Below are 20146 nucleotides of genomic sequence, written 5' to 3' on the forward strand. Positions count from 1 at the left end.
AGCTATCAGACCGCCCTCATCAGAAGAGTCGCCGCGACCAGCACCGCGGTGCCGCCGAGCATCGAGACGGCGTACGAACGCACGTAGCCGTTCTGCAGCTTGCGCAGCCGCCCGGAGAGACCGCCGACCCCTGCGGCGGTGCCGTTGACAACGCCGTCGACCAGGGTGTGGTCGAGGTAGACCAGCGTGCGGGTGAGGTGCTCGCCGCCGCGGACCAGGACCACGTGGTTGAAGTCGTCCTGGAGCAGGTCGCGGCGGGCGGCCCGGGTGACGAGGGAGCCGCGCGGGGCGACCGCGGGCACCGGCTTGCGGCCGTACATCAGCCAGGCGAGCGCGACACCGAGGACGAGCGCCACCTGGGTCGCGCCGATGATGACGCCCACACTCAGCGGCGAGTCACCCTCGCTGTGCCCGGTGACCGGCTCCAGCCACTTCACGAAGGAGCTGTTCAGGCTGAACAGGCCGCCGGCGAAGACCGATCCGAAGGCCAGCACGATCATCGGGAAGGTCATCGACCTGGGCGACTCGTGCGGGTGCGGCTCGTGGCCCTCCGCGTCCGGCACCCAGCGCTTCTCGCCGAAGAAGGTCATCACCATCACGCGCGTCATGTAGAACGCGGTGATCGCCGCGCCCAGCAGGGCCGCGCTGCCGAGGATCCAGCCCTCGTGGCCGCCCTTGGCGAAGGCGGCCTCGATGATCTTGTCCTTGGAGAAGAACCCGGACAGGCCGGGGAAGCCGATGATCGCCAGATAGCCGAGGCCGAAGGTGACGAAGGTGATCGGCATGAACTTCCGCAGGTTCCCGTAGCGCCGCATGTCGACCTCGTCGTTCATGCCGTGCATGACCGAACCGGCGCCGAGGAACAGCCCGGCCTTGAAGAAGCCGTGGGTGACCAGGTGCATGATCGCGAAGACGTAGCCGATCGGGCCGAGCCCGGCCGCCATGATCATGTAGCCGATCTGCGACATCGTCGATCCGGCGAGCGCCTTCTTGATGTCGTCCTTCGCGCAACCGACGATCGCACCGAAGAGCAGCGTGACCGCGCCCACCGTGACCACGGCCATCTGCGCGTCGGGCGCGGCGTTGAAGATCGCGCCGGACCGGGTGATGAGGTAGACGCCCGCGGTCACCATGGTGGCGGCGTGGATGAGGGCCGAGACCGGGGTCGGGCCCTCCATCGCGTCACCGAGCCAGGACTGCAGCGGCACCTGGGCGGACTTGCCGCAGGCGGCCAGCAGCAGCATGAAGCCGATACCGGTGATCGTGGCGTGCTGGGTGGTGCTCGCGGCCCCGGCCTTCGGCAGGACGTCAGCGAAGGCGAACGACCCGAAGGTGGTGAACATCAGCATGATGGCCACCGACAGCCCGATGTCGCCGACCCGGTTGACCAGGAACGCCTTCTTGGCCGCGGTCGCCGCGCTCGGCTTGTGCTGCCAGAAGCCGATCAGCAGGTACGAGGCCAGGCCGACGCCCTCCCAACCGGCGTACAGCAGGAAGTAGTTGTCGGCGAGCACCAGCAGCAGCATCGCCGCCAGGAACAGGTTGAGATAGCCGAAGAAGCGGCGGCGGCGCTCGTCGTGCTCCATGTAGCCGATCGAGTAGATGTGGATCAGCGAGCCCACACCGGTGATCAGCAGCACGAAGGTCATCGACAACTGGTCGAGCTGGAAGCCGACTTCGGCGTGGAACCCGCCGACCGGCACCCAGGTCCACAGGTGCGAGTTCAGCGTGCGCGCGTCGGCGTCCTTGCCCAGCATGTTGAAGAACAGGACCACACCGAAGGCGAACGACACCAGCGCGAACAGCGTGCCGAGCAGATGGCCGACGCGGTCGAACCGCTTGCCTCCGGTCAGCAGGATGCCCGCGCCGAGCAGTGGCGCCGCGACGACCAGTCCGATCAGGGTTTCCACTGTCGCAGCCCCTCTACAGCTTCATGAGATTGGCGTCGTCGACCGAGGCCGAGTGGCGGGAGCGGAAGATCGACACGATGATCGCCAGCCCGACCACGACCTCCGCGGCGGCCACGACCATCGTGAAGAACGCGATCACCTGGCCGTCGAGATTGCCGTGCAGCCGGGAGAAGGTGACGAACGCCAGGTTGCAGGCGTTCAGCATCAGCTCCACACACATGAACACGACGATCGCGTTGCGCCGGATCAGTACGCCCGCCGCGCCGATGGTGAACAGCAGCGCCGACAGGTACAGGTAGTTGGCCGGATTCACTTGGCAGCCTCCTCGGACCGCTCGGACCCGCGGTCGGACGAGTCCTGTTCCAGGGCCCGGTCAGGCTCCCTCTCGAGCCACTCCTCCGCGCGCTGCTCCAGCTCCGCCAGCCGCCGCCGCGAGTCCTCGGAGACGTCGCGGATCTGGCCGCGGGAGCGGAGGGTGGAACTGACCGACAGCTCCGAGATGGTGCCGTCGGGCAGCAGCGCCGGGATGTCCACCGCGTTGTGCCGGGCGTAGGTGCCGGGCGCGGGCAGCGGGGTGACCTGCTTGCCCTCGCGCACACGCGCCTCGGACAGCTCGCGCTGGGTGCGGCGCTCCTCGGTGCGCTCCCGGTGCGTGAGCACCATCGCGCCGATGGCGGCGGTGATCAGCAGGGCGCCGGTGATCTCGAAGGCCCATACGTACTTGGTGAACACCAGGTGGGCCAGGCCCTGCACATTGCCGCCGTCGGCGGCGTTGGCGTGACCGACGCCGGTGAAGGTGTCGAGCGAGGCGTTGCCGATCCCGGCGATCAGCAGGATGCCGAAGCCGAGCCCGCAGGCCGCCGCCATCCAGCGCTGGCCCTTGAGGGTCTCCTTGAGCGAGTCGGCGGCGGTGATGCCGACCAGCATGACGACGAAGAGGAAGAGCATCATGATCGCGCCGGTGTAGACGACGATCTGCACGATGCCCAGGAAGTACGCGCCCTGCGCCAGGTAGAAGACGGCCAGCACGATCATCGTCCCGGCCAGGGACAGCGCGCTGTGCACCGACTTCTTCATCAGGACGGTGCCGAGCGCGCCGAGCACGGCGACCGTGCCGAGCACCCAGAACTGGACGGCCTCCCCGGTGGAGGTCTGCGAGGCGGCCGCCGCCGCGAGCGCCATCATGCCTCGGCCCCCGTTCCCGCCGGAGCGGAGTCGCCGGGGGCGAGGATGGACGGCATCGACGTGGCCGCGTCCTCGTCCGGCTTCTCGCCCTTGGAGACGGCGACCTGCCGCACCGTGCCGGGCGCGGCCTCGGTGACCGCGCCGCGGTAGTAGTCGCCCTCGTCCATGCCCGGGAAGATCGAGTGCGGGGAGTCGACCATGCCCTCCTCCAGGCCCGCCAGCAGCTGCTCCTTGGTGAAGATCAGCGACTCGCGGGTGCTGTCGGCGAGTTCGTACTCGTTGGTCATCGTGAGCGCCCGGGTCGGGCACGCCTCGATGCACAGGCCGCACAGGATGCAGCGGGCGTAGTTGATCTGGTAGACGCGGCCGTAGCGCTCACCCGGGGAGTAGCGCTCCTCCTCGGTGTTGTCCGCGCCCTCCACGTAGATCGCGTCCGCCGGGCAGGCCCACGCGCACAGCTCGCAGCCCACACACTTCTCCAGGCCGTCCGGGTGCCGGTTGAGCTGGTGGCGGCCGTGGAAGCGCGGTGCTGTCGGCTTCTTGTACTCGGGGTACTGCTCGGTCAGGCGCTTCTTGAACATGGCCTTGAAGGTCACGCCGAAGCCTGCGACCGGGCCCAGGAACTCAGGCATCGTTGTCCTCCTTCTTCTCCGTCTCGGCGTCCTGGCCGGGGGCGCCCACCGCGCCGGAAGCGCCGGACGCTCCGACGAGCTGGGCCTGCGCCCGGCTGGGGCGCCGCGGCACAGCCTGCAACTGCTGTCCGGGCAGCGGCGGTACGGGGTAGCCGCCGGCCATCGGGTCGAACCTGTCCGGTGGCGCCAGCGCGCCGCCCTGCTCGTCCTTGTCGCCGCCCCGGAGCATGTCGGCGACCACCCCGAGCAGCAGCAGGACGATCACCCCGCCGCCGATGTAGAGCACGATGTCCGAGAAGTCGTAGTTCTCGTTCCGCATGGCGCGGACGGCGGCGACCAGCATCAGCCAGACCATCGAGACCGGGATGAGGACCTTCCATCCCAGCTTCATGAACTGGTCGTAGCGGACGCGGGGCAGCGTGCCGCGCAGCCAGATGAAGAAGAACAGCAGCAGCTGGACCTTGATGACGAACCAGAGCATCGGCCACCAGCCGTGGTTCGCGCCCTCCCAGAAGGTGCTGATCGGCCAGGGGGCGCGCCAGCCGCCGAGGAAGAGCGTGGTGGCGACCGCGGAGACCGTCACCATGTTCACGTACTCGGCGAGCATGAACAGCGCGAACTTGATCGAGCTGTACTCGGTGTTGAAGCCGCCGACCAGGTCGCCCTCGGACTCGGGCATGTCGAACGGCGCCCGGTTGGTCTCACCGACCATCGACACGATGTAGATGATCAGCGACACCGGCAGCAGGATCGCGTACCAGCGGTCGTGCTGGGCCACCACGATCTGCGAGGTCGACATCGAGCCGGAGTAGAGGAACACCGCGGCGAACGACAGGCCCATCGCGATCTCGTACGAGATCATCTGCGCGGACGCGCGCAGGCCGCCGAGCAGCGGGTACGTCGAGCCCGACGACCAGCCGGCCAGCACGATGCCGTAGATCCCGACGGACGCGGTGGCCAGGATGTACAGCAGGCCGATCGGCAGGTCGGTGAGCTGCAGCGCGGTGCGCTGGCCGAAGATCGACACCTCGTTGTCGGCGGGGCCGAAGGGGATCACCGCGAACGCCATGAAGGCCGGGATGGCCGCCACGATCGGCGCGAGGACGAACACCACCTTGTCGGCCCGCTTGACGATGATGTCTTCCTTGAGCATCAGCTTCACGCCGTCGGCCAGCGACTGGAGCATGCCCCAGGGGCCGTGCCGGTTGGGGCCGATGCGCAGCTGCATCCAGGCGACGACCTTGCGCTCCCACACGATGGAGAGCAGCACGGTCAGCATCGCGAAGGCGAAGCAGAACACGGCCTTCAGCACGATGAGCCACCACACGTCGTGGCCGAACATCGAGAGATCCTCGCTCGCCGCGAGGGCGGCAACGGGGCTGCTCACGCGTTCACCTCCGGTGACTCGGTAGCGGCTCCGACGGCCCCCGCGGCGGCGATCCGCACCAGGGCGCCGGGCGCGGCGCCGGTGTCGGAGGCGACGCCCCCGCCGGTCGAGTTCAGCGGCAGCCACACCACCCGGTCGGGCATGGGGGTGACGGCCACCGGCAGCGTGGTGGATCCGGCGGGGCCGGTGACCGTGAGCCGGTCGCCGTCGGTGACGCCGGCCTCGGCGGCGGTCGTCGCCGACAGCCGGGCGACGGCCGCGTGCCGGGTGCCGGCCAGCGCGTCGTCGCCGTCCTGCAGACGGCCCTGGTCGAGCAGCAGCCGGTGGCCGGCCAGTACGGCCTCGCCCTCGGCGGGCCGCGGCAGCGGCACCGCGCTCTCCAGCGGCGGGCTGCCGAACGGTCCCGACCAGCCGCCCGCCTCGGACGGGCCCACCAGCCGGTCGAGTTCGGCGCGCGCGGAGCGTACGTCGGCCAGGCCCAGGGACACGTCGAGCGCGTCGGCGAGCATGGTCAGCACCCGGGAGTCCGGCAGCTGGTGCCGGTTGACGGCCTGGTCGGGCTTGATCGCGGCCTCGAACAGCCGGGCGCGGCCCTCCCAGTTGAGGAAGGTGCCCGCCTTCTCGGCGACCGCGGCCACCGGCAGCACCACGTCGGCGCGCTCGGTGACCTCGCTGGGCCGCTGCTCCAGGCTGACCAGGAAGCCGACCGCGTCCAGCGCCTCGCGGGCACGGGCCGGGTCCGGCAGGTCGGCGACCTCGACGCCGCCGACGACCAGCGCGGCCAGCTCTCCGGCCGCCGCGGCCTCGATGATCTGGCCGGTGTCCCGGCCGAAGCGGTGCGGCAGTTCGGGCAGGCCCCAGACTCCGGCGACCTCGGTACGGGCCCGCGGGTCGGTGACCGGGCGGCCGCCGGGCAGCAGCCCCGGCAGGGCGCCCGCCTCGACCGCGCCGCGCTCGCCCGCCCGGCGCGGGATCCACGCCAGGGTGGCGCCGGTGGCCGTGGCCAGCCGGACCACGGCGGTGAGCCCGCCGGGGACCGCCGCCAGCCGCTCGCCGACCAGGATCACGGCGCCCTCGGCGCGCAGCGCCTCGGCGGCCCGCTGCCCGGTGGCGTCCAGGCCGACTCCGCCGGCCAGCGCGTCCAGCCACTCGCCCTCGGTGCCGGGCGCGGCGGGCAGCAGCACGCCGCCCGCCTTCTCCAGGCCGCGGGTGGTGTGGGTGGCCAGCGCGTAGGTCTGCTGCTTGTGCTTGCGGTGGGCCTTGCGCAGCCGCAGGAAGACCCCGGGGGCCTCCTCCTCGGCCTCCAGCCCGGCCAGCAGCACCGCTGGTGCCTTCTCCAGCGCGGTGTACGTGACGCCGGTGCCGGTCAGGTCGCGTCCGCGTCCGGCCACCGTGGCGGCCAGGAAGTCGGCCTCCTCGGCGGAGTGGGCGCGGGCCCTGAAGTCCACGTCGTTGGTGCCGAGCACGACCCGGGCGAACTTCGCGTACGCGTAGGCGTCCTCGACGGTGAGCCGCCCGCCGGGCAGTACCGCGGAGCGGCCGTGGGCCGCGGCGAGTCCGGCCGCGGCGGCGGCGAGCGCCTCGGGCCAGCTCGCGGCGACCAGCTCGCCGTCGGCGTCGCGGACCAGCGGGTGGGTCAGCCGCTCGGGGCGCTGCGCGTAGCGGAAGCCGAAGCGGCCCTTGTCGCAGATCCACTCCTCGTTGACCTGCGGGTCGTCGGCGGCCAGCCGCCGCATGACCTTGCCGCGCCGGTGGTCGGTACGGGTCGCGCAGCCGCCCGCGCAGTGCTCGCACACCGACGGCGACGACACCAGGTCGAACGGCCGGGAGCGGAAGCGGTACGCGGCCGAGGTGAGCGCGCCCACCGGGCAGATCTGGATGGTGTTGCCGGAGAAGTACGACTCGAACGGGTCGCCCTCACCGGTGCCCACCTGCTGCAGCGCGCCGCGCTCCAGCAGCTCGATCATCGGGTCGCCCGCCACCTGGTTGCTGAACCGGGTGCAGCGCGCGCAGAGCACGCAGCGCTCGCGGTCCAGCAGCACCTGGGTGGAGATCGGCACCGGCTTCTCGTAGGTGCGCTTGCGGCCCTCGAAGCGCGAGTCGGGGTCGCCGACCTGCATCGCCTGGTTCTGCAGCGGGCACTCACCGCCCTTGTCGCAGACCGGGCAGTCCAGCGGGTGGTTGATCAGCAGCAGCTCCATCACGCCGCGCTGCGCCTTCTCGGCCACCGGCGAGGAGAGCTGGGTGCGGACGACCATGCCGTCGGTGCAGGTGATCGTGCAGGACGCGACCGGCTTGCGCTGGCCCTCGACCTCGACGATGCACTGGCGGCAGGCACCGGCCGGGTCGAGCAGCGGGTGGTCGCAGAACCGCGGGATCTCGATGCCGAGCAGTTCGGCGGCCCGGATCACGAGCGTCCCCTTGGGGACGGAGACCGCGATGCCGTCGATCTGCACGGAGATCAGGTCCTCCGGCGGCTGCGCGGTCCCGCCTCCCCCGGAGGGTGCGCTGGTAGTGACAGTCACGCGTGGGCCTCCGTACGGGACTTGTCGGCCCAGGCGGTGGAGCGGGCCGGGTCGAAGGGGCAGCCCTTGCCTTCGATGTGCTCCTCGTACTCCGCGCGGAAGTACTTCAGGGAGGAGAAGATCGGGGCGGCGGCGCCGTCGCCCAGCGCGCAGAAGGACTTGCCGTTGATGTTGTCGGCGATGTCGTTGAGCTTGTCCAGGTCGGACAGCCGGCCCTTGCCTGCCTCGATGTCGCGGAGCAGCTGGACCAGCCAGTAGGTGCCCTCACGGCACGGCGTGCACTTGCCGCACGACTCATGGGCGTAGAACTCGGTCCAGCGGGTGACCGCCCGCACCACGCAGGTCGTCTCGTCGAAGCACTGCAGTGCCTTGGTGCCGAGCATCGATCCGGCGGCGCCGACGCCCTCGTAGTCCAGCGGCACGTCGAGGTGCTCGTCGGTGAACATCGGGGTGGAGGAGCCGCCCGGGGTCCAGAACTTCAGCCGGTGGCCGGGGCGCATGCCGCCGCCCATGTCGAGGAGCTGCCGCAGGGTGATGCCGAGCGGCGCCTCGTACTGGCCGGGGCGGGCGACATGGCCGGAGAGCGAGTAGAGCGTGAAGCCCGGGGACTTCTCGGAGCCCATCGCCTTGAACCAGTCCTTGCCCCGCTGCATGATCGCGGGAACCGAGGCGATCGACTCCACGTTGTTCACCACAGTGGGGCAGGCGTAGAGCCCCTCGACGGCGGGGAACGGCGGGCGGAGCCTGGGCTGGCCGCGGCGCCCCTCCAGGGAGTCCAGCAGCGCGGTCTCCTCACCGCAGATGTACGCGCCGGCGCCGGCGTGCACCGTCAGCTCCAGGTCGAAGCCGCTGCCCTGGATGTTCTTGCCGAGGTAGCCGGCCGCGTAGGCCTCGCGGACGGCCTCGTGCAGCCTGCGCAGCACCGGGACGGTCTCACCGCGGAGGTAGATGAAGGCGTGGCTGGAGCGGATCGCGTAGCAGGCGATCACCATGCCCTCGATGAGGGAGTGCGGGTTGGCGAAGAGCAGCGGGATGTCCTTGCAGGTCCCGGGCTCGGATTCGTCGGCGTTGACCACCAGGTAGTGCGGCTTGCCGTCGCCCTGCGGGATGAACTGCCACTTCATCCCGGTGGGGAAGCCGGCGCCGCCGCGACCGCGCAGACCGGAGTCCTTCACGTACGCGATCACGTCGTCGGGGGCCATCGCGAGGGCCTTGGCCAGGCCCTGGTAGCCCTCGTGCCTGCGGTAGGTCTGCAGCGTCCACGACTGCGGGTCGTCCCAGAAGGCCGACAGCACGGGGGCGAGCAGCTTCTCCGCCGAGTCCACGGTCATCACTCGCTTTCCTCCTGGGTCGGCTCGGCGCGCTGGGTGACGACCCGGGCGGGGATCTCGCCCTTGTGCAGCCGCAGTCCGGTCAATGACGCGGGGCCCGCGCCGCCGCTCGCCTCGACCGCGCCGGGGCGCTCGTCGGGGAACCCGGCGAGGATGCGGGCCGTCTCCTTGTACGTGCACAGCGGCGCGCCCCGGGTCGGGTGCACCTCGCGGCCCGCGATCAGGTCGTCGACGAGCTGCTTGGCGGACTCGGGGGTCTGGTTGTCGAAGAACTCCCAGTTCACCATCACCACCGGCGCGAAGTCGCAGGCCGCGTTGCACTCGATGTGCTCGAGGGTGACCTTGCCGTCGGCGGTGGTCTCGTCGTTGCCGACGCCGAGGTGCGTCTTGAGCTCGTCGAAGATGGCGTCGCCGCCCATCACCGCGCAGAGCGTGTTGGTGCAGACGCCGACCTGGTAGTCACCGCTCGGCTTGCGCCGGTACATGGTGTAGAAGGTCGAGACCGCGGTGACCTCGGCGGTGGTCAGATCCAGCATCTCGGCGCAGAACCTGATGCCGGTCCGGGTGACATGGCCCTCCTCGGACTGCACCAGGTGCAGCAGCGGCAGCAGGGCGCTGCGCGCTCCGGGGTAGCGGGCGATCACCTCCTTGGCGTCGGCCTCCAGCCGGGCGCGCACATCGGCCGGGAAGTCGGGTGCGGGCATCTGCGGGATGCCCAAAGACACGTCAGTCATCGGTCGACGCCTCCCATCACGGGGTCGATGGACGCCACCGCGACGATGACGTCGGCGACCTGGCCGCCCTCGCACATCGCCGCCATGGACTGGAGATTGGTGAAGGAGGGGTCGCGGAAGTGGACCCGGAACGGGCGGGTGCCGCCGTCGCTGACCGCGTGCACGCCCAGCTCGCCCTTGGCCGACTCGACCGCCACGTACGCCTGGCCCTGCGGCACCCGGAAGCCCTCGGTCACCAGCTTGAAGTGGTGGATGAGGGCCTCCATCGAGGTGCCCATGATCTTCTTGATGTGGTCGAGCGAGTTGCCGAGGCCGTCGGGGCCCAGCGCGAGCTGCGCGGGCCAGGCGATCTTCTTGTCCTCGACCATCACCGGGCCGGGCGCGAGCCGGTCCAGGCACTGCTCGACGATCCGCAGGCTCTGGTGCATCTCTTCCAGCCGCACCAGGAACCGGCCGTAGGAGTCGCAGGTGTCGGCGGTCGGCACCTCGAACTCGTAGTTCTCGTAACCGCAGTACGGGTTCGACTTGCGCAGGTCGTGCGGGAGTCCGGCGGCCCGCAGGATCGGGCCGGTGGCGCCGAGCGCCATGCAGCCCGCGAGGTCCAGGTAGCCGACCTCCTGCATCCGGCCCTTGAAGATCGGGTTGCCGGTGGCGAGCTTGTCGTACTCCGGGAGGTTCTTGCGCATCTTCTTGACGAACTCGCGCACCTGGTCGACCGCGCCGGGCGGCAGGTCCTGGGCGAGGCCGCCGACGCGGACGTACGCGTGGTTCATCCGCAGGCCGGTGATCAGCTCCAGGATGTCCAGGATCATCTCGCGGTCGCGGAACCCGTAGATCATGATCGTGGTCGCGCCGAGCTCCATGCCGCCGGTCGCGATGCAGACCAGGTGGGAGGAGATCCGGTTGAGCTCCATCAGCAGCACGCGGATGACGCTGGCCCGGTCCGGCACCTGCTCGGTGACGCCGAGCAGCTTCTCGACGGCCAGGCAGTACGCGGTCTCGTTGAACAGCGGCGTCAGGTAGTCCATGCGCGTCACGAAGGTGGAGCCCTGGACCCAGGTCCTGAACTCCATGTTCTTCTCGATACCGGTGTGCAGGTAGCCGATACCGGACCGCGCCTCGGTGACCGTCTCGCCGTCGATCTCCAGGATCAGCCGGAGCACGCCGTGCGTGGAGGGGTGCTGCGGCCCCATGTTGACGATGATCCGCTCGTCGTCCGCCTTGGAGACGGTCTCGGCGAGCTCGTCCCAGTCGCCGCCGGTGACGGTGAAGACCCGTCCCTCGGTGGTCTCGCGCTCCTCGGCCTGCGCGGGGGCGTGGTGTGTGCTCATTAGCTGTACGACCTCCGCTGGTCGGGAGCCGGGATCTGGGCACCCTTGTACTCGACGGGGATGCCGCCGAGCGGGTAGTCCTTGCGCTGCGGGTGGCCCGGCCAGTCGTCCGGCATCATGATCCGGGTGAGCGCCGGGTGGCCGTCGAAGACGATGCCGAAGAAGTCGTACGTCTCGCGCTCGTGCCAGTCGTTCGTCGGGTAGACGGAGACGAGCGACGGGATGTGCGGATCGGAGTCGGGGGCGCTCACCTCCAGCCGGATCAGCCGGGTGTGGGTGATCGACCGCAGGTGGTAGACGGCGTGCAGCTCGCGTCCGGTCTCGCCGGGGTAGTGCACACCGCTCACACCCAGGCACAGCTCGAAGCGGAGCGCCGGGTCGTCGCGCAGCGTCCTGGCGACGCGCACCAGGTGCTCGCGGGCGATGTGGAAGGTCAGCTCGTCGCGGTCGACCACGGTCTTCTCGATGGCGTCGGCCGGGGGCAGGCCCTGCTCCTCCAGCGCGCCCTCCAGCTCGTCCGCGGTCTCGTCGAAGGTGCCGCCGTACGGCCGGGAGCTGGCGCCGGGCAGCCGTACGGTACGGACCAGGCCGCCGTAACCGGAGGTGTCGCCGCCGTTGTTGGCGCCGAACATGCCCTTGCGCACCCCGATGACCTCGCCGACGGCGTCGTCACGCTGGGCGGGGACACCGCCGTTGCCGTTGTCCTGTGGCTCACTCACCGGAGCAGCCCCTTCATCTCGATCAGCGGGAGCGCCTTGCGGGCCGCCTCCTCCGCCTCGCGGGCGGCTTCCTCGCGGTTCACGCCGAGCTTGGAGTGCTGGATCTTCTCGTGCAGCTTGAGGATCGCGTCCAGCAGCATCTCGGGCCGCGGCGGGCAGCCGGGCAGGTAGATGTCGACCGGCACGATGTGGTCGACGCCCTGCACGATCGCGTAGTTGTTGAACATCCCGCCGCTGGAGGCGCAGACGCCCATCGAGATGACCCACTTGGGGTTCGGCATCTGGTCGTAGACCTGCCGCAGCACCGGCGCCATCTTCTGGCTGACCCGGCCCGCCACGATCATCAGGTCGGCCTGGCGCGGCGATCCGCGGAAGACCTCCATGCCGAACCGGGCCATGTCGTACCGCCCGGCGCCCGCGGTCATCATCTCGATGGCGCAGCAGGCGAGGCCGAAGGTGGCGGGGAAGACCGACGCCTTACGTACCCAGCCGGCCGCGGACTCCACCGTCGTGAGCAGGAATCCGCTCGGCAGTTTCTCTTCGATACCCATGCGTTGGCTCCCGGTCCCCTCGGTTCCCTAGTCCCATTCCAGGCCGCCGCGCCGCCACACATACGCGTAGGCGACGAAGACGGTGAGCACGAAGAGGAGCATCTCGACGAGCCCGAACATCCCCAGGCGGTCGAACGTGACGGCCCAGGGGTAGAGGAAGACGATCTCGATGTCGAAGACGATGAACAGCATCGCCGTCAGGTAGTACTTGATCGGGAAGCGACCGCCGCCGACGGGCTGCGGTGTGGGCTCGATGCCGCACTCATATGCTTCCAGTTTGGCGCGGTTGTACCGTTTGGGCCCGATGATCGAGGCCATCACAACGGAGAAGATCGCGAAGCCGGCCGCGAGGCCTCCCAGCACGAGGATGGGCGCGTAGGCATTCACCGTCCCCCGCTCCTTCCTGTTCCAGTCGCCAGTGACTGCGTGGCCTTCCGCTACGGAAAGCGGAGACCCGACTACGACCTGTGGTGCCCACCGGAGCACGAAGATCGTGTCTATGTGAGGCAGTTCACAAGCCCAAGCCGCCTGCATCCTATGCCTCCCGGTCTGTGATCTGCGACACGGGGTGGCTCACGACCTTTGTGATCTCCACCACCTGGCGAATGATCATGAAGGCTGATGAGCGGTGATCATGTGGCGGAACGGTTGCAAAGGGTGACTTCCGTGCACAACCAGCACTGTTGTGGCAGGTCAGCGGGTTCCTTGCATTATCAAGCGACTACCCAGCGATGCAAATTGGTGCTGGACGATACGTCGTGATAGCGCGCCCGCGGTCCATCGAAAGAGCCCGCGAAGCCCGGAATCCCGGGCGGATCGCGTGCGTGAACGCGCGCACGAGCGCATAAGTAACCGCTCATCTGATAGCGGGGCAATCCGACCTCGGACCAAGATCCCAAACGGGTCATTCAGGCCGTGAGCACGTCAACTGTGGCGCATCCCACCTTTGTTGAACGGAACCATTCATTCCTGATAGCCAAAGAGCCATGTCCCCGAACAAGCAGCGGACCACCGCGTCCGCCACACATACAGGCCGCCGACGGCACGCCGCTCCTGCGAACGCCACCTGGGCGCGCAAGGCCGGACTCGTCGGCGGCGTCGTCAGCGCGATCGCCCTGTGCGGTGCGGCCGCCCCGGCCCTCGCCGACAACTCGCACGGTGCCTCGGCGAAGGACTCCTCCTCCGTCGCCCCCGCGGCAACTACCGCCGCACGGGCCGCCACTTTGACCACTTCGGTCACCGGGCAGCAGGCCGCCACCGCGATCACCCGCGACGCGGAGTTCTTCGCTCTCCAGGACGCCCGGCAGAAGTCCGCCCTCGCGGCGGCGAAGGCCGCGGCCGCGAAGAAGAAGGCCGCCGAGCTCAAGGCCGCCGCCGCGGCGAAGGCCGCACATGAGCGCGCGGTGGCCGCCCAGGCCGCCTCCCGCTCAGCTGAGCGGACCAAGCTGGCAGCCGCCACCCCGTCCCCGGCGCCGAGCCCGAGCAGCACCACCAGTGCCGCCCCGTCCTCGGCCACCGGCAGCGCCGCCAAGCTGATCTCGTTCCTGAAGTCGCAGCTCGGCAAGCCCTACGTGTACGGCGCCACCGGCCCGGACTCGTACGACTGCTCCGGTCTCACCCAGGTCGCCTTCCAGACCGTCGGTGTCAGCCTGCCGCGGACCTCCCAGGAGCAGTCCACGGTCGGCACCCCCGTCTCGATCAGCAACCTCCAGCCCGGCGACCTCATCTTCTGGGGTGGCGAGGGCAGCGCCTACCACGTGGGCGTCTTCATAGGCGACGGCCAGTACCTGGACGCGGCGAACCCGTCCACACCGGTCGCGATCCACCAGCTCGCCGACTACATGCCCGACTGGGCGGTCCGGGTCCTCTGACCCCGCCGTACCGGAAAGGCCGCCGCGACTTCTGCGGAGTCGACGGCGGCCTTCGCGTACGGATGGTTCACGGATGGGTCAGGGACGGCTCACGGGCGGCTCAGACCAGCCACTGCCCGTCGCGCATCAACAGCCGGCCGGCCAGCTCGGGGACGGTCCCCCAGGCGCGCAGCGCCCGCGGCTCCACGCGGTACCAGTCGTACCGCTGCGGTGACTCCCGCGGGTCCCAGTCGCCCTTCGCCGTGAACGCGTCGGCGACGCCCTCCGGCAGCTCCCCGGCGGTGAACGCCGTCACGGCGCCCTCGATGTGCACCACGTCCCTGGTCGTCCCCAGGCACAGCAGCGCCGTCCCCGTACCGGCCATGTTGGCGCCGCTCGGGTTGGTCGGCCGGGTCGACAGCCAGAGGAACGACCCGTCCCACCAGAAGAACAGCGGCATCAGGCACGGCACGCCCTGCGGGTCGGCGGTGGCCACCCACACGTCCGGGTCGTGCTCCAGCCGGTGCAGCGCGTCGCGCTTGCGCTCCTCGCGGCTGCGCGGCCCCTCCGCCTCGCTCACGCGCTCGGGGTGATCTTGGTCAGGCCGTTGATCACCCGGTCCATCGCGTCGCCGCCCGTGGGGTCGGTGAGGTTGGCGAGGAGCTTGAGGCAGAAGCGCATCAGCATCGGGTGGGTGAGACCGCGCTGGGTGGCCAGCTGCAGCACCTTCGGGTTGCCGATCAGCTTCACGAAGGCGCGGCCGAGCGTGTAGTAGCCGCCGTAGGTGTCCTTGAGGATGCGCGGGTAGTTCTGCAGCGCCAGTTCGCGCTGGCCGGGGGTGGCGCGGGCGTGGGCCTGGGTGATGACGTCGGCGGCGATCTGGCCGGACTCCATCGCATAGGCGATGCCCTCGCCGTTGAACGGGTTGACGAGGCCGCCCGCGTCGCCGACCAGCAGCAGGCCCTTGGTGTAGTGCGGCTGGCGGTTGAAGGCCATCGGCAGCGCGGCACCGCGGATCGGGTGCGTCATGTGCTCCGGGGTGTAACCCCAGTCCTCGGGCATCGAGGCGCACCACGCCTTGAGCACCTCGCGCCAGTCCAGCTCGCGGAACGCGGCGGAGGAGTTGAGGATGCCCAGGCCCACGTTGGACGTGCCGTCGCCCATGCCGAAGATCCAGCCGTAGCCGGGCAGCAGGCGGTCGGTGGCGCCGCGCCGGTCCCACAGCTCCAGCCACGACTCCAGGTAGTCGTCGTCGTGCCGGGGCGAGGTGAAGTACGTGCGGACCGCGACGCCCATCGGGCGGTCCTCGCGGCGGTGCAGGCCCATCGACAGCGACAGCCGGGTGGAGTTGCCGTCGGCGGCGACCACCAGCGGGGCGTGGAAGACGGCGGGCTTCTTCTCCTCGCCGAGCTTCGCCTCGACACCGGTCACGTGGCCGGTACGCGGATCGGTCAGCGCGCCGCTGACGTTGCACCGCTCGTAGAGCCGCGCTCCGGCCTTCACGGCCTGCTGGGCGAGGAGTTCGTCGAAGTCCTCGCGCTTGCGGACCAGGCCGTAGTTCGGATACGCCGCCAGGTCCGGCCAGTCGAGCTGGAGCCGCACCCCGCCGCTGATGATGCGCAGGCCCTTGTTGCGCAGCCAGCCCGCCTCCTCGGAGATGTCGATCCCCATGGCGACGAGCTGCTTGGTGGCGCGCGGTGTCAGGCCGTCGCCGCACACCTTCTCGCGCGGGAACGCGGTCTTCTCCAGCAGCAGGACGTCGAGTCCGGCCTTGGCCAGGTAGTACGCGGTCGTCGAGCCGGCGGGCCCGGCGCCGACGACGATCACGTCGGCGCTGTACTCGGACAGGGCGGTGTCGGTCACGGTGGGCTCTCCCGTTTCGGCGAGGGGATGCGCGGCTGCTCGGCTGCTCTCCACCGAGTCTATGAGGGAGCCGGGCGCGGCCCGGCAGCGGCTCTCGGTAGCGCCGCCTTCCGGCCGTTCACTCCTCCCCCCGCGCGTGCCGTCAGGCGTCCGGCTCGTCGGTGGGACGCGCCTTGCCCAACCGGTCCGGCTGCACGATTCCGAGGTCGAACACGGTCTCCTGATCGGACGCCGCCCGCGGCGCGGGAGGTTGCCCGGGTACGGGCGGGGTGCCGGTGGCCGGAACAGGAGGGTACGGCGCGGCGCCCGCCAGCAGCCGCTCGCGGCCCAACGCCCTTGCCGCGTACGGCACGGCGAGCACGCCGCCGAACGACCAGAGCAGCCCGAAGAGCAGCGCCTCCGGCACCGACGACGAGGCGGAGGCGTGGCTGTGCGTGCGCTGTTCGTCCGCTCCGTAGCGGGAACTGCCGTCGCTGCCCGCGCCGCCGACGGCGATCAGCAGGACGAACAGCGCGGTGAACAGCCCCGCCACCATGAGCTGTTCGGCGCGGTCGCCGGAGCGCCGCACCGCGAGCAGCCCGATCACCAGTGCGCTCAGCACACCGCCCGCGACGACCGCGGCCACCGACCACGCGCTCCACACATGGCTGAGATCGGTCAGTCCGAAACTGATGTGCGGTCCCTCCCCCGCCGCCAGGCTGTCGCTGATGTGGGAGGGCCCGCCCCAGCTCAGATTCAGCCCGGCCGCACCGAGGTTGGGCAGCAGCAGCGCGACGCCGGCCAGCCCCCAGCCGGAGACGTCGTCGTAGTGGTACGCCGCCACCGAGAAGACCACGACTCCCGCGAAGGCGACGGTGACGAGCAGGGCGGTGGCGGCGGTACGCAGCGCACGCAGCGCGGTGGCGACGCCCGGCCGGGCGTCGAGCCAGGGGCGGACCCGAGGGTCGGGCAGCGCCAGCAGCGCCGTCACCAGGCTGATCACGAAGGTCCACAGGGCGGTGGCCAGCGGGCTGGTGGCGACCGCGTTGCTGCCCACGCGCGGCTGGGCGGCCGCCGCGAGCACGCCCGCGGCCACCGCGCACAGCAGCGCCACCCGTACCGCCGCCTCGGGCCCCGTCTGCTGCCGCCGTGTGCGGCGCAGCACCAGGATCAGGGTCACCACCCACAGCGCGGTGGCGGTCAGCACCCAGCCGGACAGGGTCGTGGTGGACGTACTGACGTAGTCGGAGACCCCGTCGGAGCCGGAGACCAGATCGCCGCCCGGTTCGCCGAGGGCCGTGCTGTGGGAGAAGGTGTCGATCTCGCTCAGGTGCAGGCTGCTGCCGAGGCCCTGGACGAGCACGGCCAGCGCCACCCGGGCCCGGGTCAGGAAGCCCGCGTCCGACGCCTCGCTGGTGCCCTGCGTCCACACCGCGATGACCAGCGCGAGCCCCAGGATGACCGCCGCGGCGGCCCCCGCGGTGCCCGCCGCCCACTCCCACGGCCCGGAGAACACCCGCCGTACGAAGAGCGCGGCCGGCGACGGTGCCACCGGGGCGGCCGGCCCGGGACCGTACGCCGGGACGGGCGGCACGGCGGGCGGAGGCGGGGCGGCCGGCGGAGGCGGGGCGGATACGGGTGGGGCTTCGGCGGGCGGCGCCGCCGGGGACTGCTCCGGCTTCGGCGGCAGCGCGGTCAGCTCCTTGCCGCAGCGCATGCAGAAGCGCGCGTCGTCGGGAGCCTGGTCACCGCAGGCGGGGCAGAAGGGCACGTGCCACTCCGGGAGTTCGGGGACGCTGGGGGGCGGAAAAAAACGCCCGTACGGAGGACCTCCTCCGCGCAGACACCGCACCTTAGTGCGGTGGTTCCCGCCCGCCGCCCGGAACGGCGGCGCCGTTAGCTGTTCGTGCCCCGGTGCAGTGCCACGATGCCGCCGGTCAGATTGCGCCAGGCCACGCCCTTCCAGCCCGCGCCCTGCAGCCGTCCGGCCAGCGCCTTCTGGTCGGGCCAGGCGCGGATGGACTCGGCGAGGTAGACATACGCGTCCGGGTTGCTGCTCACCTTGGTGGCGACCGGCGGCAGCGCGCGCATCAGGTACTCGGTGTAGACCGTGCGCAGCGGCCGGATGCTGGGGTGGCTGAACTCGCAGATCACCAGCCGCCCGCCGGGCCGGGTCACCCGCCGCATCTCGCGCAGCGCCGCGTCGGTGTCGTGCACATTGCGCAGCGCGAAGGAGATCGTCACCGCGTCGAAGACGCCGTCGGCGAACGGCAGCCGGGTCGCGTCACCGGCGGTCAGCGGCAGTTCGGGGTGGCGCTTCTTGCCCTCGCGCAGCATGCCGAGGGAGAAGTCGCACGGGACGACGGAAGCGCCCGCGGCGGCGAACGGCAGTGACGAGGTGCCCGTACCGGCGCCGAGGTCCAGCACCCGCTCGCCCGCCCGCACATCCAGCGCCTGCGCGACGGCCCTGCGCCACAGCCGGGTCTGGCCCAGCGACAGCACGTCGTTGGTGAGGTCGTACTTGGCCGCCACGTCGTCGAACATCGCGGCGACTTCGTGCGGCTGCTTGTCCAGGGATGCTCGCGTCACGGACCCCAGCCTATTGCGCCCGCCGTACGGCCCGGCGCCCGGCCCGAGATGCCGACCGGACGAGACGTTGCGGACAGGCCCTAGGCCCGGCGGTGCACCAGACGGCCGCCGAGTACGGTCGCCACGCATCCGCCGTCGCCGTCGAAGACCGCGAGGTCGGCGCGGCCGCCCGCCGCGAGCCCCGGGGAGGCGGCGCCCGGCCAGACCCGTACCAGGCCGCTGCGGTCCACGGCCGCGCGGACCGCGGGGTCGGTGAGGTCGTCGACGACGCCGGTGACCCCGCGCTGCAGCAGCCCGTGGATGCCGCGCCGGACCGACTCGGCCCGGTCCCGCGGGCGTTCGGGGTCCTGCGGGTCGTCGTGGTACGTCTCTTCCAGCAGCGTCCTGACGCCGTCCGCGACCAGGCCGGGCCCGATGGTGCCCCGCCAGCGGCGTACCCGGGCGTCCGGATGCGCCGCGGCCAGCTCGTCCATGGGGCCCACCGCGATCACCCGGGCCCCGTCGACGACCACGGCGCCGTCGTGGGCCGCCTCGCCCTCGACGGTCAGCCGGAGGAAGGGGGCCACGTGAAGGGTCAGCATGCCCCCATGATCGCGCACGGCCACGGGCCCGGTGTCAGCGGGCGTCGAGCAGCTTCAGCTCCGGATGCGCGGTGCCGCCTTCGATGGCGGTGGAGGACAGGTGGGAGACGACGTGGTCGTTGACCGGGTCGTTGGCCGGGTCGTCGTGGACGACCAGGTGCTCATAGGTGGTGGCGCGCTGGGCGGGTACCCGGCCGGCCGCCCGGATGAGATGGATCAGCTCCATCCGGTTGGAGCGGTGCTTCGCACCGGCGGAGGACACCACGTTCTCCTCCAGCATCACCGAGCCCAGGTCGTCGGCGCCGTAGTGCAGCGAGAGCTGGCCGACCTCCTTGCCGGTGGTCAGCCAGGAACCCTGGATGTGCGCGACGTTGTCCAGGAACAGCCGCGCGATGGCGATCATCCGCAGGTACTCGAAGAGCGTGGCCTGCGTCTGGCCCTTCAGATGGTTGTTCTCCGGCTGGTACGTGTACGGGATGAACGCCCGGAAACCACCGGTACGGTCCTGCACGTCACGGATCATCCGCAGGTGCTCGATCCGCTCGGCATTGGTCTCTCCGGTACCCATCAGCATCGTGGAGGTGGACTCCACCCCCAGCCGGTGGGCGGTCTCCATGATCTCCAGCCACCGCTCACCCGACTCCTTCAGCGGGGCGATGGCCTTGCGCGGCCGCTCCGGCAGCAGCTCCGCCCCCGCACCCGCGAACGAGTCCAGACCCGCCGCGTGGATCCGGCGGATCGCCTCTTCCGCGCTCACCCCGGAGATCCGCGCCATGTGGTCGACCTCGGAGGCACCCAGCGAGTGGATCACCAACTGCGGGTAGGCGGCCTTGATCGCCGCGAAGTGCTCCTCGTAGTACTCCACCCCGTAATCGGGGTGGTGCCCGCCCTGGAACATGATCTGCGTGCCGCCGAGCTCGACGGTCTCCGCACAGCGCCGCAGGATGTCATCGAGGCCGCGCGTCCAGCCCTTGTCGGT

At 70.7% G+C, this 20146-nt stretch carries 19 protein-coding genes; 1 reads left to right on the top strand and 18 read right to left on the bottom strand.

What is annotated here, in order from left to right; all coding sequences use genetic code 11:
- Positions 1 to 5 precede the first annotated feature (5 nt).
- From nuoL to AB0M29_RS02235, 12 genes are read right to left on the bottom strand one after another with little or no spacing between them, the layout of a single operon-like run.
- Complete coding sequence (gene nuoL, locus AB0M29_RS02180) at positions 6 to 1910, bottom strand: NADH-quinone oxidoreductase subunit L (protein ID WP_365377570.1); 1905 nt, start codon at positions 1908 to 1910, stop codon at positions 6 to 8.
- A 13-nt stretch (positions 1911 to 1923) separates the two neighbouring features.
- On the bottom strand, positions 1924 to 2223 hold the full coding sequence (nuoK, locus tag AB0M29_RS02185) for an NADH-quinone oxidoreductase subunit NuoK (RefSeq protein WP_033177728.1): 300 nt from the start codon (positions 2221 to 2223) through the stop codon (positions 1924 to 1926).
- Positions 2220 to 3095, bottom strand: a complete 876-nt coding sequence (locus AB0M29_RS02190) for an NADH-quinone oxidoreductase subunit J (RefSeq protein ID WP_365377573.1) — start codon at positions 3093 to 3095, stop codon at positions 2220 to 2222. Before AB0M29_RS02190 ends, nuoK begins: the two co-directional genes overlap by 4 nt.
- Positions 3092 to 3727 (bottom strand): NADH-quinone oxidoreductase subunit NuoI, encoded by a 636-nt coding sequence (gene nuoI / locus AB0M29_RS02195; RefSeq protein ID WP_365377574.1) that lies wholly within the window; start codon positions 3725 to 3727, stop codon positions 3092 to 3094. Before nuoI ends, AB0M29_RS02190 begins: the two co-directional genes overlap by 4 nt.
- Positions 3720 to 5069 (bottom strand): NADH-quinone oxidoreductase subunit NuoH, encoded by a 1350-nt coding sequence (gene nuoH / locus AB0M29_RS02200; RefSeq protein WP_365377670.1) that lies wholly within the window; start codon positions 5067 to 5069, stop codon positions 3720 to 3722. The genes nuoI and nuoH overlap by 8 nt, the downstream gene beginning before the upstream one ends.
- 41 nt (positions 5070 to 5110) lie before the next feature.
- Positions 5111 to 7639: an NADH-quinone oxidoreductase subunit G gene (locus tag AB0M29_RS02205; protein WP_365377577.1), complete on the bottom strand. Its 2529-nt coding sequence runs from the start codon at positions 7637 to 7639 to the stop codon at positions 5111 to 5113.
- On the bottom strand, positions 7636 to 8970 hold the full coding sequence (gene nuoF, locus AB0M29_RS02210) for an NADH-quinone oxidoreductase subunit NuoF (RefSeq protein ID WP_365377580.1): 1335 nt from the start codon (positions 8968 to 8970) through the stop codon (positions 7636 to 7638). The genes AB0M29_RS02205 and nuoF overlap by 4 nt, the downstream gene beginning before the upstream one ends.
- Positions 8970 to 9704 carry an NADH-quinone oxidoreductase subunit NuoE gene (gene nuoE, locus AB0M29_RS02215; protein ID WP_365377582.1) on the bottom strand — a complete coding sequence of 245 codons (735 nt, stop codon included), beginning with the start codon at positions 9702 to 9704 and terminating at the stop codon, positions 8970 to 8972. The genes nuoF and nuoE overlap by 1 nt, the downstream gene beginning before the upstream one ends.
- Positions 9701 to 11035 carry an NADH-quinone oxidoreductase subunit D gene (locus AB0M29_RS02220; RefSeq protein WP_365377585.1) on the bottom strand — a complete coding sequence of 445 codons (1335 nt, stop codon included), beginning with the start codon at positions 11033 to 11035 and terminating at the stop codon, positions 9701 to 9703. Before AB0M29_RS02220 ends, nuoE begins: the two co-directional genes overlap by 4 nt.
- Positions 11035 to 11754, bottom strand: a complete 720-nt coding sequence (locus tag AB0M29_RS02225; RefSeq protein ID WP_365377588.1) for an NADH-quinone oxidoreductase subunit C — start codon at positions 11752 to 11754, stop codon at positions 11035 to 11037. Before AB0M29_RS02225 ends, AB0M29_RS02220 begins: the two co-directional genes overlap by 1 nt.
- Positions 11751 to 12305 carry an NADH-quinone oxidoreductase subunit B family protein gene (locus tag AB0M29_RS02230; protein WP_365377590.1) on the bottom strand — a complete coding sequence of 185 codons (555 nt, stop codon included), beginning with the start codon at positions 12303 to 12305 and terminating at the stop codon, positions 11751 to 11753. Before AB0M29_RS02230 ends, AB0M29_RS02225 begins: the two co-directional genes overlap by 4 nt.
- 27 nt (positions 12306 to 12332) lie before the next feature.
- Positions 12333 to 12692: an NADH-quinone oxidoreductase subunit A gene (locus tag AB0M29_RS02235; RefSeq protein ID WP_365377592.1), complete on the bottom strand. Its 360-nt coding sequence runs from the start codon at positions 12690 to 12692 to the stop codon at positions 12333 to 12335.
- Between the two features lie 599 nt (positions 12693 to 13291).
- Between AB0M29_RS02235 and AB0M29_RS02240 the strand changes: the two genes are divergently transcribed.
- Positions 13292 to 14176, top strand: a complete 885-nt coding sequence (locus tag AB0M29_RS02240; protein ID WP_365377595.1) for a C40 family peptidase — start codon at positions 13292 to 13294, stop codon at positions 14174 to 14176.
- 100 nt (positions 14177 to 14276) lie between these two features.
- On the opposite strand, the gene AB0M29_RS02245 is transcribed toward AB0M29_RS02240, so the two are convergent.
- From AB0M29_RS02245 to AB0M29_RS02270, 6 genes are all read right to left on the bottom strand, one after another.
- Positions 14277 to 14735 (bottom strand): pyridoxamine 5'-phosphate oxidase, encoded by a 459-nt coding sequence (locus tag AB0M29_RS02245; protein ID WP_365377597.1) that lies wholly within the window; start codon positions 14733 to 14735, stop codon positions 14277 to 14279.
- Positions 14732 to 16018, bottom strand: a complete 1287-nt coding sequence (locus AB0M29_RS02250; protein WP_365377599.1) for a geranylgeranyl reductase family protein — start codon at positions 16016 to 16018, stop codon at positions 14732 to 14734. The genes AB0M29_RS02245 and AB0M29_RS02250 overlap by 4 nt, the downstream gene beginning before the upstream one ends.
- Positions 16019 to 16160: 142 nt before the next feature.
- Positions 16161 to 17768, bottom strand: coding sequence for a zinc ribbon domain-containing protein (locus AB0M29_RS02255; RefSeq protein WP_365377602.1), 1608 nt, complete (start codon positions 17766 to 17768; stop codon positions 16161 to 16163).
- A 125-nt stretch (positions 17769 to 17893) separates the two neighbouring features.
- Complete coding sequence (locus tag AB0M29_RS02260) at positions 17894 to 18586, bottom strand: demethylmenaquinone methyltransferase (protein ID WP_365377605.1); 693 nt, start codon at positions 18584 to 18586, stop codon at positions 17894 to 17896.
- Between the two features lie 80 nt (positions 18587 to 18666).
- Positions 18667 to 19167, bottom strand: a complete 501-nt coding sequence (locus tag AB0M29_RS02265; RefSeq protein ID WP_365377608.1) for a hypothetical protein — start codon at positions 19165 to 19167, stop codon at positions 18667 to 18669.
- A gap of 34 nt (positions 19168 to 19201) precedes the next feature.
- Positions 19202 to 20146, bottom strand: a 945-nt coding sequence (locus tag AB0M29_RS02270) for a CofH family radical SAM protein (RefSeq protein WP_365377611.1), incomplete at its 5' end; no start/stop codon positions are given.

Source organism: Streptomyces sp. NPDC051976, from assembly GCF_040680795.1.
GTDB lineage: Bacteria > Actinomycetota > Actinomycetes > Streptomycetales > Streptomycetaceae > Actinacidiphila.